Here is a 14,983-nt window from a genome sequence, read left to right on the forward strand (position 1 = left end):
TTTGGCCATACCTTATCATGATCCACAGTAACCGGGAGTCTGGTCTCTGCCCGGAGCCTTACACGTTCCTGAATCAGGATCGTTTCAAAATCTGTAATATGACGGAATCCTTTTTAAGTTCCCAAAAAAGGTTTATTAATTATAATTCAGGAATCGCATCATCGGGTACTGCGGTCGCTGCGGTACATGTTTTTTCCCATAGTATAGAGGCGAAGCAGACAGATGAAAAAAGAGAGCCGTAAAGAGATAAAAACGGATCTCCCGGATCCTAACCACTATCTTGAAAGCCTGCTTGACCATGCCCATGCTCCCATAGTGATCTGGGACCACCAGTGCAGAATACTCCGGTTCAATCCTGCGTTCGAACGGCTCACGGGCCTGAACGCGCAGGATGTCATCGGACAGACTCCAGAAATCCTGTTCCCGGAAAAATACCGCAGCAGAGCAATGGACCTGATACGATCGACAACCGCCGGGGAACGATGGAAGGGTGTGGAAATTCCCATTCTCCAGAAAAACGGGGATGTCCGGATCATCCTGTGGAACTCAGCACCGCTCTGTGAAAAAAATAGTACAGCGGGTTTTTCAACCATGGCCCAGGGCCTGGACATCACGGATCGTGTGAGTGCAGAAGAATATCGCGGACTGCTCCACGCCGAAATGGAGAACCAGGTACGGGACAGGACAATGGAGCTGAAAAGTGCCGTTGAATCCATCGGCACCGAACGGCACCGGCTCTTTGATGTCCTCGAGACGCTCCCGGTCTATGTCTGCCTGCTCGACGAGGATTACCATATGCCGTTTGCCAACCGGTGTTTCCGCGAATCGTTTGGCGAATCGAAAGGGCGCCGGTGTTACGATGCCCTCTTCTCCCGCAGCGAACCCTGCAAGAGCTGTGAGACATACAAAGTCCTGAAGACCGGTGCGCCCCATCACTGGTTCTGGAACGGCCCGAATGGCAGGGACTATGATGTCTATGACTTCCCGTTCACCGATGCAGACGGATCATTTATGATCCTTGAGATGGGGATCGATATCACAGAACGGAAAAAAGCCGAGGAAGAACGGGCAGCCCTTGCATCCATTGTCGATCATTCTGATGATGCAATCATCGGAAAATCCCTGGATGGTATCATCAGGAGCTGGAACAGCGGTGCTGAGAAAATTTATGGTTATTCTGCACAGGAGGCAGTCGGCAGGCATATATCGATGCTTGTGCCTCCCGATGAGAGTGATGACCTGGAATTTATCCTGGGCCAGATCCGGGACGGCAAGCCGGTCTTCCAGTATGATACGGTCAGGATGCGCAAAGACGGGGTATGGATTCAGGTCGCGCTTACCATCTCTCCCATCAAAGACCGGAACGGAACCCTGATCGGCGCATCTACGATCGCCAGGAATATCACGGAACGAAAGAAATCTGAAGATGCACTGGCAAAGGCAAATGCCTATAACCGGAGCCTGATAGAGGCAAGCCTTGATCCGCTCGTTACCATTGCCCCGGATGGTAAGATTAGTGACGTCAACGAGGCTACGATCCGGATCACCGGTTTCTCCCGGAATGAACTGATCGGGACTGATTTTTCGAACTACTTCACTGAACCCGCGAAAGCAAAGACCGGTTATGTGAATGCGTTCCGGGATGGTTCGGTAACCGATTATGCATTGGAGATCCGTCACCGGAACGGGCAGGTAACCCCGGTCCTCTATAATGCAACGGTGTACCGGAACGGTTTCGGGGAGGTTATCGGTGTCTTTGCCTCTGCCCGGGACATCACCGAACGGAAAAAAGCCGAAGATGCCCTCGCGAAGGCGAATGCCTATAACCGTAGCCTGATAGAAGCGAACCTTGACCCGCTTGTCACGATTGCTCCTGATGGTACGATCAGTGACGTCAACGAAGCCACGATCCGGGTCACCGGCTTCTCCCGGGAGGAATTGATAGGAACCGACTTCTCGAATTATTTCACCGAACCTGCGAAAGCAGAGGCAGGGTACGGGAAGGCATTCCGTGACGGGGCGGTGACCGATTACGAACTGGAGATCCGGCACCGGAACGGGCGGGTGACCCCGGTCCTTTATAACGCGAGCGTGTTCCGGGATGCCCTCGGAAATATCACCGGTGTCTTTGCCTCTGCCCGGGACATCACCGATCGGAAGAACGCCGAAACAGAACTCCGTAAAGCGCACGATCTCCTTGAGCAGCGGGTGAAGGAGCGGACCGCAGAACTGGTGCAGTCCAATGCCCAGCTCAAAGAAGAGATCTCCCAGCGCAGGATTGCAGAATCCCTGGTGAAAAAAACCGTTTCCGAACTGCATGCTGCCATTGAATCAACAGCGGACGGGATTTATGTCGTTGACCGGGCAGGCAGGATCATCCGGTATAACCAGAATTTTGCATCCATGTGGAAGATTCCAGATGAACTGCTGCAAAGCGGTGATGATCGCAGGATGTCAGAATACCTGAGCACGCTCGTAAAAAAACCGGTGGCGTTCAGGGAGAACGATGACCATCTTCCCCCCAAGGATCGTGAGACCTATGACATGCTGGAACTTAAGGATGGCCGGGTTTTTGAGCGGTATACAAAACCCCAGAAGATGGAGTCGGCCATTATCGGACGGGTTCTGAGTTACCGGGATGTCACCGATCGCCGTCATGCCGAGGACAAACTCCGTGCCTCACTCCAGGAAAAGGAGATCCTGATCCGTGAGATCCACCACCGGGTCAAGAACAACCTCCAGATCATCTCGGGACTGCTCGACATGACCCGGATGAGGACGAAGGATACGGCAACAACCGAGATCCTGACCGATATGATGATGAAGATCAAGACCATGGCACAGATCCACACACGGCTGTACGAGAGCAAACAGGTCGATAAGATCAATATGGGCGACCAGATCCGTGACCAGGTGGCCGATCTCTCCAGCATTTACGGGAGATCCGGCCCGGAGATCACCTGCCAGGTGAATGCGGAGGAACTCAATCTGTCGGTCGACCAGGCTATTCCCTGTGCACTCGTCGTCAATGAAGCCCTGTCCAATTCCTTCAAACATGCATTCAAAGGGCGCAGGCAGGGAACCATTATGGTCTCTGCGCGACTCGACAAAGGAAGGATCAATATCCGCATTCAGGATGACGGCATTGGTATTCCCAAAAATGTGGATGTCGACCGTGCAACCAGCCTGGGCCTGAAACTGATCCGGAACCTGGTGCAGCAGCTGCGGGGAACCCTGATAATGGAGAGTACCGCCCCGGGAACTGCGGTGAATATTGACTTCCCGATCGGTACGGAGTGATGAGAACAATGTCGAAAATTCTTGTAGTTGATGACGAGGCAATCATTACCATGCAGCTGGAAGAACGGCTGCATGCAATGGGGTATACGGTAGTGGGTATGGCGGCATCCGGGGAGGATGCGATCGAGAAGGCACGCCGGCTCTCCCCGGACCTGATCCTGATGGATATCGTTATGCCGGGAAAACAAAACGGTATCGAAGCAGCAAAAACCATTGGCGAGGAACTCGCAATCCCGGTAGTTTTTGTCACCTCCTATGCAGACGATGCAATCATCGAGAAAGCAAAACAGGTCGGGCCCTATGGGTATATTGTAAAACCCTTCAATGAACTGGAGATCAAGGCTGCAATAGAGGTTGCCCTGTTCCGGAAAGCAGCTGAACAGGAACTCCGCAAAGCCACCCGGGGAACCCGGGGAAAGAGTGTCCGCCAGAACGAACGTGATGACGAGGATGAGTCCGGGGCAGAATATATCGATCTCCCGGAGGTCAAGACCGTCCTCTTAAAAGACATTTTTACCGATATCGTCCTTTTCCTGTACGCCGATCCCACCTTAAAAGAGCCGATATTCAAATTTGCCATCGAAGCGGGCATAAAGAAAGGAGGGCGCAATTTCTTTGCGTATCAACGGTCCGTGTTGCAGAAATATTTTTTAAAGGAGATCCAGGACAAAGACCTCTTCACGCGACGGATAAAACCGGGGGAGATCTATCTCTTACCGGGTATCCTTGAGAAATGTACCGCATCATTACCTGAGGACACATCATCCGGCTCACTTCAGGTTCTCCTGGATTTTTCTGAAACCGGAGAATTTTCTGATATCATCACGGTAAAGGATCTCATCCTCGCAAAGAAGAGCCAGGGCATCCCCGTCTCGGGTATCATTGCCGTCAACATGGCCGATATCGATCACCACCAGATAAAACAGCTCTCAGATGGTATTGCAAAGATCATCATCTCCACCGGAAAAGAGACAACCCTGTCGTTTGCCCACCGCTCATTCCCTTCCGAATCCGTTGCTGCGGTTCCCCAGGCTACTATTGACGATGTGGTGAAAAAATCCCTTGAACCGGTAGTGCTCTCGCTTCTCGATAAACCCATATCCGGGTACGATATTGTCCATGAAATCCACAACCGGTATAATGTCCTCATCCCCCAGGCACGGATTTATACGTATCTCTATGATCTCGAACAGAAAGGTTACCTTGTCATGAAGGCTTCGGGAAAATCGAAACTGTATTCCCCGACCGATGCCGGAAAAAAATATATCCACACCCGCTTGAACGAATTCAAATTTGTCTTCCGGCATATCCTGGGAGATAGTGTCGCTGCCATCCCCTCAAACGACAAAAAATAATGGCCGGGCCTCTATCTTTCCTGCCAACGAATCCCGGAAATGCCCGGCAGATGACGCCATGAGATACTGCATGGATCGTAATCCGGGATCATGGCCTGCGGGATGTAACAAAATTTGAAACAATCCCTGCAACATCTGCCAACCTATATTGGCGGAGCAAAAGATGGGTGATGTGTGAGTATCAGGTACTCACATCCAGAGAAATGCCATACACGCAAGGATAAAGAGCCCTCAATTATCGCTGAAGGCATCATGCGGGCAGGACAAAACCCTCTGTCACGGAAGCACTGCACACACCGGAAAAACCGTGGAGTAATACTGCCCGGGGGAAATCGCTGACGCCGATACGGGTATCCGATCGTTCCCTGACAGTAAGCAACCCTGCCAGGGAACGTTCAAGAAAAAAACCGATGACCGCAATCAGTGTCTGAAGGTGATTCCCGATGCAATGGGATCACGCACAACAAAGATGACTGGCGGCAGGAACAAATTTCAGGAAAAATTCATTGCACCGGGCCGGACGAATGGGACTCCTGGCAAAGGACTTACTACCATGAAAGAACGTGAACGACTCAACGACAGTACTGCATTCGACCCAGAGGTTCGCATGACTGATGAGGGCAGGTATATTCACGTCAGCATCGGTCTTCCCGGAGTAGCGGAAGAACAGATCCGGATCGATCTGGAACAAACGACATTTACGGTAACCATAGCCGACAATGGAAATACCTGCAGAAAAGTTATCGATATTCCGCAGGGAGCGCGGGTTTTCAAAAAGAAGTTCTCTGACGGAGTACTGGAGATCATTCTTGAAAAAACGGTCCCCTGATCCCCGGATTGTAACGATCCGTTTGGTTTCATAACTAACCAGTTCCGTTTCAAAATTTGTTTCAAAAACTGATTTTTACAAAAGAGCCTATTATATCGCTCCATCAATTCCACATCAGGTGAGATCGATTTCTGTTGATAACCATGCCGGCGGGTTGTTTATGACCGGCGAGATCCTGGACAAGATCTGGAGTAATTTTCGTATGGGGAAAGGTATTGCCCAGAAGGGACTCTTCACCGAAATCCCCGCGTACGGGACACCGTGTCCGGCATATGGCTGCAACCATTGTGATCATCAGGAATGTATCTATGTTGATTTCCTGCGGCTTTACTGGAATCATCCGAGGTGTGACTGATCATGTCTGCATCCGGAAAAGCACATGTACCGGAAAGGGGGTGATCGTGTGGAAGATATTGAGGTCCTGAAAAAAGAACTCGAAGTTCAGACCCGCCAGGCCGAAGATCGTCTCAACCAGCTGAAGTATCTCCAGGCAGATTTCGACAATTTCCGCAAGTGGTACGAAAAAGAGAAGGGTGTGATTACCACCTTAGCGAACGAGCAACTGATCAAAGATCTCCTGGTAATTCTCGATGATTTCGAACGGGCGCTACCCGCGATCGAACAGGAGAAGAACAAGGAGGGGATGCAGATGGTCTATAATAACCTCCAAAAAATCCTCTCCGGTTACGGGCTTGAACCGATCGAATGCATTGGCAAAAAATTCGACCCGAATTCTCACGAGGCCCTCTGCATGGAGCGGTGCGGTGAGGAGACAGGTACGGTTCTTGAGGATCTCGGGAAAGGATACCGGTTGAAATCGAAGGTCATCCGGCCATCGAAAGTAAAGATTGCAGAACACGTTATGGATGATACAGGTGAGGACAATGGGTAAGGAAAAAATTATCGGGATCGATTTGGGGACATCGAACAGCGAGGCTGCGGTCATGGTCGGGGGAAAACCAACGATCATCCCGTCCGCGGAAGGAGCAACCGTTGCCGGGAAAATGTTTCCCTCGTACGTAGCGTTTACCTCGGATGGCCAGCTGCTTGTCGGGGAGCCGGCCCGGCGGCAGTCCGTAACGAATCCTGAGGGGACCGTAACAGCGGCCAAACGGAAGATCGGGACCTCGCACGTGTATAAAATCTACAACAAGGAGTACACGCCGCAACAGATCTCGGCATTCCTCCTGCAGAAGATCAAGCGGGACGCGGAAGCGTTTCTTGGCGAAACCGTGACGAAGGCAGTCATTACAGTCCCTGCGTATTTCAATGACAACCAGCGGACAGCAACGAAAGATGCCGGAAAGATCGCCGGCCTTGATGTAGTCCGGCTCGTGAACGAACCCACGGCGGCTTCGATGGCGTACGGTCTTGATCGCGGCGGGGAATACAAGATCCTGGTCTTCGATCTCGGTGGCGGAACTCTCGATGTGACGATCATGGAATTCGGCGGCGGTACATTCACCGTCCTCGCCACGTCCGGTGACAGCCAGCTGGGCGGCACGGACATGGATAATGCCATTTACGAATGGATTGCATCGGAATTCAAAAAGACGGATGGCATTGATCTCCGGAGCGACAAGATGGCGGTCAACCGGGTAAAAGAAGCTGCTGAAAAAGCAAAGATCGAACTCTCGACCGTCATGGAGACCGAGATCAACCTGCCCTATGTATCCGCCACGCAGGCAGGCCCCAAACACCTGTCCATAAAGATGAGCCGGGCAAAACTCGAACAGCTGATCGAACCGATCATCAAACGGTGTATCACCCCCTTCGAGACCGCATTAAAGGATGCTAACCTGACCAAGAACGATATCCAGAAAGTGATCCTTGTCGGCGGACCCACCCGCATGCCGGTGGTCCAGAAGTTCATTGAGGACCATGTCGGCAAAAAGATGGAACGCGGCATCGACCCCATGGAATGCGTTGCCATGGGAGCTGCGATCCAGGGCGCGATCCTTGGCGGCGAAATTACGGACATGGTGCTGCTCGATGTCACCCCACTTACCCTGGGTCTTGAAACTCTTGGGGGCGTACGGACTGCATTGATCGACAGGAATACCACCATTCCTACCCGGAAGAGCCAGACATTCTCAACCGCCGCAGACATGCAGACCTCGGTCACTATCCATGTGCTCCAGGGCGAACGCCCGATGGCTGCCGACAACGTGAGCCTCGGCCAGTTCAACCTTGTCGGGCTGCCCCCTGCCCCCCGGGGGATCCCGCAGATCGATGTCACCTTTGATATCGATGCTTCCGGTATCCTCAATGTATCGGCAAAGGATCTCGGTACCGGCAAAGAGCAGAAGATGACCATCACCGCATCGACAAAGCTTGCCGACAGCGATGTGAAGAAGATGGTCAGCGATGCCAAACAGTACGAGGAGCAGGACAAGGCGCGCAAGGAAGAGGTGGAAGCGCGCAATGCCGCCGATTCCCTGGTATACTCCGCGGAGAAGACAAAAACCGATCTCGCGGATAAACTGAATCCGGATATGATTGACCGGCTGAACGGGGCGATCACCGGCGTCAAGGCCGCACTGGGAGGAACGGATACTGCAAAACTCAAATCAGAAACGGAGAAACTCCAGAAGGTTCTTGGAGAAGCCGGATCCGCTGCATACCAGCAGGCAGCCCAGCGCCAGGCAGAATCGCAGACACAGAAGCAGGCCGGGCCGCAGGCATCTGATTCGGGCGGAGAACCCGGTGGAGACTCAAGTGGACCGGGTGGCGAGAATGTTGTCGATGCCGATTTCAAAGTCCACGATGAAAAATAATATTTTTCCCCCCACCCATGACAAAGGCCGACTATTATGAAACTCTTGGCGTAAAACGGGATGCATCGCCGGATGATCTGAAAAAGGCATTCCGGCACCTTGCACGGAAATATCACCCGGATCTCAACAAGGGGAGCAAGGAAGCAGAAGAAAAATTCAAGGAGATCAACGAGGCGTACCAGGTCCTGGGCGATCCCACAAAAAAGGCCCAGTACGACCAGGTGGGACACGCTGAGTTCAAACCCGGGGATGCTGCCAGTTACCAGCCTCCCAGTTATGACGATCTTTTCCGGGATTTCGGGTTGGGCGATATTTTCGATGCCTTTTCCGGCGGATCCCGGAGAGTACGACAGCGGGCGGGAGCCGATCTCCGGTATGATATCGGGATCTCATTGTCTGACGCGTTCTCCGGCACGAAAAATACCGTGGCAATTCCGCATAATTATGAATGCAGTTCCTGCCATGGAACCGGAGCTGAACCCGGGTACCTGCGGGACTGTCCCAGCTGCAAGGGGACCGGTGAGATCCGGCAACCCCAGCGGATAGGCAACCGCCAGATGATGAACATTGCCCAGTGCCCGGACTGCGGCGGGAGCGGGAAGCGGATCGAGAAAGCCTGCAGTACCTGTTTGGGAAAAGGTGCACTAGAGAAAACGCGGAGAATAGAAGTAACCATCCCCCCGGGCGTTGCCGATGGCCAGTTCCTGAGAATTTCCGGTGAAGGAGAGCCCGGGGAGAACCGGGGTCCACCGGGTGATCTCTATGTTGTCGTGCATGTAAAACCGCACGAGCGGTTCGTCCGGCAGGGTGCTGACCTGCACACAACCGCTGTTGTCGGGCTTGCAACCGCTCTGCTCGGCGGGGAAATCAGCGTGCATACCCTGACAGGCAGCGCCGCCCTGAATATTCCCCGTGGCACCCAGAGCCATACCCTCTTCCGGCTCCGGGGACAGGGAATGTCCTGTATCAATTCCGACAAACGGGGCGATCTCCTGGTGAAGGTGATCGTGAAGATCCCCGCAAGCCTGACCAAAAAACAGGAAGACCTGATAACCGAGACTTTCGTGGGCGGAACCTGATCAAGGCTCCGTACCGGAAAACGCGAGGATTTCCTGGATGAAGAATCGAAATGGATCATCTGCACGGACCGTATTGCCGATTAAAAAGGCGATGTGGTTCCGGCAATTCATTATGGCATGAGTCCGGACGTTCCTATTGAGATGCTCATGACACGGACCTCCGAAGTCCAGGCCGGTATGATCCGGTTCACCATGGGACCTGGCAGCTCTTCTCCTGGCGGGAGGTGGGATTCAGTGAGTGACGTGTGGAACGAATCGCTGGACACGTTCGAAAACGTACTCGCACTGGCAATGTATAAAATTAAACCACGAACCGCAACAGATTGATCCTCCTTTTTTGTTTTGTGAACTGCCGGGATCTCGTGCTCTCGAACTCATGAGGTTGTTGACTGTGATGAAGTTCCAAAAATTTTCAGCATGCGAGCCAACTCCCCCCAAATCCTCCTTCCCCTCCGAACTGCCGCCACGGGCAGGCAGTTCTTCCTGCGGGGGGTTCCGTATCCCGGGCTCTCCGTCGGAGAACGCCCCCTCTGGGAGATGAGCGTCTGGCAGGATGATCGATAGTTCAAATCAGGCTTCTTTTACCAAACGAAGGTCATTTTGGCCTTTTCATTGTGGGGCCACTCTTCACGGGATCCCATGCCCTGGGGGAATTCGCACAAAAACCAGAATTTTGGCTCCGGAAAGCGATGCTTATTCGGGTTTTTCACGTCGGACCAGGAAATTTCGCTAATAGAACCCTTTTATTTTGATCGGAGGGTCTTTTGCATGGTACCGTAAGTGCCCGGAGAAGAAGGGCGATCTTCCGGATCAACTGATCCCTCCCCTCATCAGGACCTCTCCGGGACACAGCGGAGCAGCAGGGTCTTTTCAGGGAGATGATTCGTCCCGGATCCGTCGCGGGGCGCCCCGCGGAGGGTGGCGGCGTTCATCGCAACCGGGGGTTTGGGGCATGAGTCCCCATCCAGGGTCACTGAATTTTTTTTGCAGGAATTTTATCTACACATCGTTAGCGATACGTTGTTTAAAATTTCCACAACAGGTTCCCGGTCAGAAAACCCAAGGTACTTTTCGTTTCAAATTTTGCTTCATAGTTTGATTTTTGAGAAAGAGCCTATACCTTCGTGTGGTGCAGTTTCCTGCATGCGAGGAACCTGCCGTTACCGGTGGTTCCTCAGTTTCATGAGGAGAAAACCATGGACGACAACAAATTTTATTCCTTGCCAAAACTGCCGTACGAATACACGGCCCTGGCACCCCAGATCTCTGAAGAACAGCTCAAGCTTCACCACCAGAAACATCACCAGGCATATGTCACCGGTGCAAATGCCGTGCTGGAAAAAATCGATAAGGCACGGAAAGAGAACGCCGATATTGACATGAAGGCAACCTTAAAGGAACTCTCGTTCCACATCGGAGGATTCCGACTTCACAATCTCTTCTGGGAAAATCTCGCCCCTTCAGGAAAAGGCGGCGGCGGGGCTCCGAAAGGCGAACTGGCCAAAGCGATCACGAGTGAATTTTCAACATTCGACCGTTTCAAAAAGGAGTTCACCCAGGCTGCGGCCAGTGCTGAAGGTTCCGGGTGGGCAGCCCTGACCTTCTGCCGGAAGACAAAACGGCCTCTCATCATGCAGATAGAAAAACACAATGTGAACGTGATTCCCGGTTTTGGCATCCTGATGGTACTCGACGTGTGGGAACACGCGTACTATCTTGACTACCGGAATGACCGGGTAAAATTCGTCAATACATTCTGGGATATCGTGAACTGGGATGTTGTTGCACAGCGGTTCGACACATGGAGGAAATGATCCCCGGCCGGGATAAAGAATTAAATGGAGTGTAAAAAATGCCAGAATTTGTTAACCCGTTCAGCGGGATGGTACCGGAACGTAAAATGACCATGGAAGAACTGATCCGGGCAGTCCGCCTCGATGTTGCCGCGGAACTTGAAGCGATCCATGGTTACATGGCCCACGCCGATGCAACGGACAATCCCCTTGCCAAGGCGGTATTTATCGATATCGCGAATGAAGAACGGGTCCACGTCGGCGAACTCAACCGGCTTCTCTCGATCCTTACCGGTAACGAGGATGAATACATGAAGAAGGGAACCCTCGAGGTCGACACCATGGCCGCATCGCTGGCCCAGAAACCCCCGCAGGCCGCGGGCGAGACAACCATCGGATCCTTAAAACAATCCTAGGAGGAAAAAAATGGAAAAATCATACATGGGACGAGAAGACGCTCCCTTAAGCGCTGAAACCTGGAAACAACTCGATGCCGCGATGATTGAATCGGCAAAGAGCCAGCTTTCAGGACGCCGGTTAATTGGTATCGAAGGTCCGTTCGGCTTTGGGCTCAAGGTCGTACCGCTCAGCGACTGCGAGATCGCTGAGGGGATCACGAGCAGCCCGTTTATTCCGGTAAACCTGGTAACGAGCACGTTCTTCCTCAACAAGCGGGATCTTGCCGCAAGCGAGAAAAACGGGCTGCTCCTGGATCTGGACCCGGTTGCCGCTGCTGCAATGACCTGCGCCCGTAAAGAGGATGGTATCATCTTCTCCGGAATCCAGGACACTCCCGGTCTCCTGGGTGCTGAAGGATCGAGTTCCATGCCCCTGTCAAAATGGGATAAGGTCGGCTCTGCAGCAGATCAGCTCATCAATGCCGTGACGCTGCTGGACGATGCAGGCTTCCACGGCCCGTACTGCCTGGGGCTTGCCCCAGCCCAGTACAACCTTCTCCTGCGCCGCTATCCCCAGGGCGAGGGTACCGAACTCGATCATGTCCGGACCATCATCGGAGGCGATGTCATCAAGGCCCCGGTCCTGAAAAAAGGAGGCGTCATGCTTGCATCCGGCCGCCAGTACTGTTCGCTCGTAGTCGGCCAGGACATGAGTATCGGGTTTAACGGTCCGGCCGGGGATGCATTTGAATTCAGTATCTCCGAGAGTATTGCGCTTCTCATCCGGGCGCCGGAAGCGATCTGCGTCCTTACCTGAACTGGCAAATGAATGTGAGTGATGAAGAAAACCATGCAGAAAAAAACAGAAGAACTCCTGAAAAAATTTGAGCGGGACCACGAGGTCTATGTCAGTGCAACAGAAGAACCGACTGCCTGGACCGTATATGCCCGGATTCCCAGGAGTCATGCCCCCGGGACCCACCACCTCCATGTTGGAAGAAAATATCTGTCGGGGCCAAACGAGCACGGCACGGTCCGGATCCTGCGTGACCCGGTCAGTGGCGATGCATACAGCACAGAATCCTGGGGGCCCATGGCATTGATTGATGATTTTGTGGAAAAAGCGCTCGACCACATTCTTGAAGAGAAGAATGCGATGGACCATGGAAAGGAGGCGGCGTGCGGACCCAGCTGTATCTGATGGGATCCCATACCTGCGAATGATCATGAAACCGTTACCCCCCTCATCAAAGATCGTACTTAAAATCCTTGGCAAAGAAGGTGCACTGACTCACAAGGATATTGTGAAAAAATCCCATTGTTCTCCGCGAACCGTGCGCTTTGCCCTGAGACGACTCAAGGAAAATGAATTGATCATTGAGAAACTGAACATGCGGGACATGCGCCAGATCATTTACCAGGACCGGAGCATTCCGGTCCGGCAGGATATTCTGGCAGAGATCTGACCGGAACATTCCGGCCGGAAAAAACGCTGATGGATACATCGTGCGTTCCGTACCGACAAAGAGAGCCAATAACAATGAACGTGATACCTTATGCCACCCCATTGCGATACACGAGACGGCCCCGTAGTTAAGGCAGCGGTACAAGCGCTGGATACGGGAAACCTCAATTATCTGTTGATCTGGATTCCCCAGGAATCCGAAAAAGAACTCAAAAGTATCTTTGCAAAAACCTTAAAGGCAAGAAAAGCCGGGAAGGATGCAAAAGAAGTTGCAGATGACTGGTTCTTCGAGAATGCCATCCGGCTCCACCGTGCCGGGGAAGGTGCGTCCTATACCGGTATGAAGCCGGCCGGGCTCAGTGAAGGGCCGGTTGTACCGATGGCGGAAAAAGCGATCGAGAACGGCAATTCCGGCGAGACGATCGCATTTCTTCTCATGACGGTTGAGGACGACCTGAACAGTCGTTTCCAGCACGTGATGGAGAAGAAGACCTATGATGTGGATGATGTACCTGCCGGCCGGGAATTCATTGAAGCATTCATTGGCTGGGTTGTGTATTCCCATCACCTCTACATGTCGGTAAAAGAAGCCCCCGGGCATGAAAATCCGCATGGCAGGAAAAAATGCGGGTGCGGCGGGCACCATTAACCTGCCCCGATGAGGACTGTCTATGAACGTCAGTATTGATCGTGCAAACTGTACCAGTTGTGGTACCTGCTGGGATGCCTGCCCGGCATTCTTTGAAGAGAACCCGGACGATGCGTTCAGCCAGGTGATGGAAAAATTCCGGCTCAACGGGGATATTGGCAAAGGCACTGCCCCGGAGGATCTGGAAGCCTGCGTTACCGATGCGGCAGACTCCTGCCCCGTGTCGATCATCACCGTTGAGGAGAGTTAGAGCCGATCACGGGAGCAGCGATCCATGTTCATCGGACACTTTGCGGTGGCCTATCTCCTCATCGCGCTCTTCCCGGCCGTTCCGCCCCTTGTTGTCCTGTTCGGGGTCAGTTTCCCGGACCTGCTCTGGCCGATCCTTGTACTCTCCGGGAAGGAGAGGGTAACCGTCAGTCCCGATACCCCGCTCCAGAACGCCATCGGGTTCACATCGTACCCGTTCTCCCACTCGCTGGTGACCGGTACCCTGATTGCCACCATTCCAGGATTTTTTATCGGGTGCCTTATCAGCCCGGTTGCCGGCATCGTGTTTGTCGTCGCCTCGGCCTCGCACTGGCTCCTCGATGTGGTGACGCATAAAAAGGATCTCCCGGTACTGGGAACCGTCAGAGACACAAAAGTCGGCCTCGGTCTCTGGAACTATCCCCGGTCGGCGTTTGTCCTCGAACTTCTCTTCTATTCCGTGATCACGGTCCTTACGGTCCCGTCTCCGCTGGTTGTTTCCCTGCTCGCCCTCGGCTTTGCCTTCCACCTGATCAACGCGAATTCCTTCCTCGGGTTCAGTAAAGCAAACCCCTTCACCACAAGGACTTATGCGATCCTGGCACTCTTCGGGTTCCTCGTGTTCATCGGGATCGCGGCGTGGATCTTTACAGGGATGTGATCAGGAGGCCCGCTGGGGTTACCGGATTAAAATTCGGGTTTTTTTCATGGCCCCCAGGAAGGTTTTATTTCATGACCGGAAATGCATCGCCAGAAAAATCACCCTGGCTTTTTTTATTCTGGTCTATGCGCTCTCCGTCCCCTTCTGGTTTATCAATGTCTTCTTCCCTGTAAACCTCCCGATAGATAATCTTCCTGTCACTGATATCGGGGCCACGTGCATGCCGCTTGTTGCCGCTGCGATCCTCGTGTACCGCGAAGGTGAGCCCGGGGGCGTGAGGAGATTTCTTGCCCGGGCGTTCGGGTACCAGGATGGTGACAGGTCACCCGGCTCTTCTTTCAACTATTATTTCAAAATTTGAAAGATGAACGACACTTTATCCCCGTTATCGATGATATCACGAATCAGTCCGGTATACGGAACGATCA

The 14,983-nt window shown here is 53.0% G+C and carries 16 protein-coding genes; all 16 read left to right on the forward strand.

The window, feature by feature from the left end; all coding sequences use genetic code 11:
• Positions 1-222 precede the first annotated feature (222 nt).
• A complete protein-coding gene (locus tag LUQ43_RS03255) occupies positions 223-3,300 on the forward strand; it encodes a PAS domain S-box protein (protein WP_299963737.1) in 3,078 nt (1,025 codons plus the stop codon).
• 8 nt (positions 3,301-3,308) lie between these two features.
• Entirely contained in the window at positions 3,309-4,655 is a 1,347-nt protein-coding gene (locus tag LUQ43_RS03260; protein ID WP_299963739.1) for a response regulator, read from the forward strand.
• Between the two features lie 448 nt (positions 4,656-5,103).
• The gene (locus tag LUQ43_RS03265; protein WP_299963741.1) at positions 5,104-5,484 is read left to right on the forward strand and encodes an Hsp20/alpha crystallin family protein; all 381 of its coding nucleotides are present in this window, start codon (positions 5,104-5,106) and stop codon (positions 5,482-5,484) included.
• Positions 5,485-5,887: 403 nt separating this feature from the next.
• Positions 5,888-6,376 carry a nucleotide exchange factor GrpE gene (locus LUQ43_RS03270; protein ID WP_299963744.1) on the forward strand — a complete coding sequence of 163 codons (489 nt, stop codon included), beginning with the start codon at positions 5,888-5,890 and terminating at the stop codon, positions 6,374-6,376.
• Positions 6,369-8,261, forward strand: coding sequence for a molecular chaperone DnaK (gene dnaK, locus LUQ43_RS03275; protein WP_299963747.1), 1,893 nt, complete (start codon positions 6,369-6,371; stop codon positions 8,259-8,261). The genes LUQ43_RS03270 and dnaK overlap by 8 nt, the downstream gene beginning before the upstream one ends.
• 17 nt (positions 8,262-8,278) lie before the next feature.
• Positions 8,279-9,340, forward strand: a complete 1,062-nt coding sequence (gene dnaJ, locus LUQ43_RS03280; RefSeq protein WP_299963749.1) for a molecular chaperone DnaJ — start codon at positions 8,279-8,281, stop codon at positions 9,338-9,340.
• Positions 9,341-9,457: 117 nt separating this feature from the next.
• Positions 9,458-9,667, forward strand: a complete 210-nt coding sequence (locus tag LUQ43_RS03285; protein ID WP_299963751.1) for a hypothetical protein — start codon at positions 9,458-9,460, stop codon at positions 9,665-9,667.
• A gap of 869 nt (positions 9,668-10,536) precedes the next feature.
• Positions 10,537-11,154, forward strand: coding sequence for a superoxide dismutase (locus tag LUQ43_RS03290; protein ID WP_299963753.1), 618 nt, complete (start codon positions 10,537-10,539; stop codon positions 11,152-11,154).
• Between the two features lie 38 nt (positions 11,155-11,192).
• A complete protein-coding gene (locus tag LUQ43_RS03295) occupies positions 11,193-11,549 on the forward strand; it encodes a ferritin family protein (RefSeq protein WP_299963755.1) in 357 nt (118 codons plus the stop codon).
• Between the two features lie 10 nt (positions 11,550-11,559).
• Entirely contained in the window at positions 11,560-12,348 is a 789-nt protein-coding gene (locus tag LUQ43_RS03300; RefSeq protein WP_299963758.1) for a family 1 encapsulin nanocompartment shell protein, read from the forward strand.
• A 33-nt stretch (positions 12,349-12,381) separates the two neighbouring features.
• Positions 12,382-12,732 carry a hypothetical protein gene (locus tag LUQ43_RS03305; RefSeq protein ID WP_299963760.1) on the forward strand — a complete coding sequence of 117 codons (351 nt, stop codon included), beginning with the start codon at positions 12,382-12,384 and terminating at the stop codon, positions 12,730-12,732.
• 25 nt (positions 12,733-12,757) lie between these two features.
• Entirely contained in the window at positions 12,758-12,997 is a 240-nt protein-coding gene (locus LUQ43_RS03310) for a winged helix-turn-helix transcriptional regulator (protein WP_299963762.1), read from the forward strand.
• 90 nt (positions 12,998-13,087) lie between these two features.
• On the forward strand, positions 13,088-13,645 hold the full coding sequence (locus LUQ43_RS03315; protein WP_299963763.1) for a DUF6448 family protein: 558 nt from the start codon (positions 13,088-13,090) through the stop codon (positions 13,643-13,645).
• Positions 13,646-13,667: 22 nt separating this feature from the next.
• Positions 13,668-13,895, forward strand: coding sequence for a ferredoxin (locus tag LUQ43_RS03320; RefSeq protein ID WP_299963766.1), 228 nt, complete (start codon positions 13,668-13,670; stop codon positions 13,893-13,895).
• A gap of 24 nt (positions 13,896-13,919) precedes the next feature.
• A complete protein-coding gene (locus tag LUQ43_RS03325; RefSeq protein WP_299963769.1) occupies positions 13,920-14,555 on the forward strand; it encodes a hypothetical protein in 636 nt (211 codons plus the stop codon).
• A 46-nt stretch (positions 14,556-14,601) separates the two neighbouring features.
• Complete coding sequence (locus LUQ43_RS03330; RefSeq protein WP_299963772.1) at positions 14,602-14,916, forward strand: hypothetical protein; 315 nt, start codon at positions 14,602-14,604, stop codon at positions 14,914-14,916.
• The last annotated feature ends 67 nt before the right edge of the window (positions 14,917-14,983 follow it).

Origin of the sequence: Methanoregula sp., from assembly GCF_028679125.1 — an archaeon.
GTDB lineage: Archaea > Halobacteriota > Methanomicrobia > Methanomicrobiales > Methanospirillaceae > Methanoregula.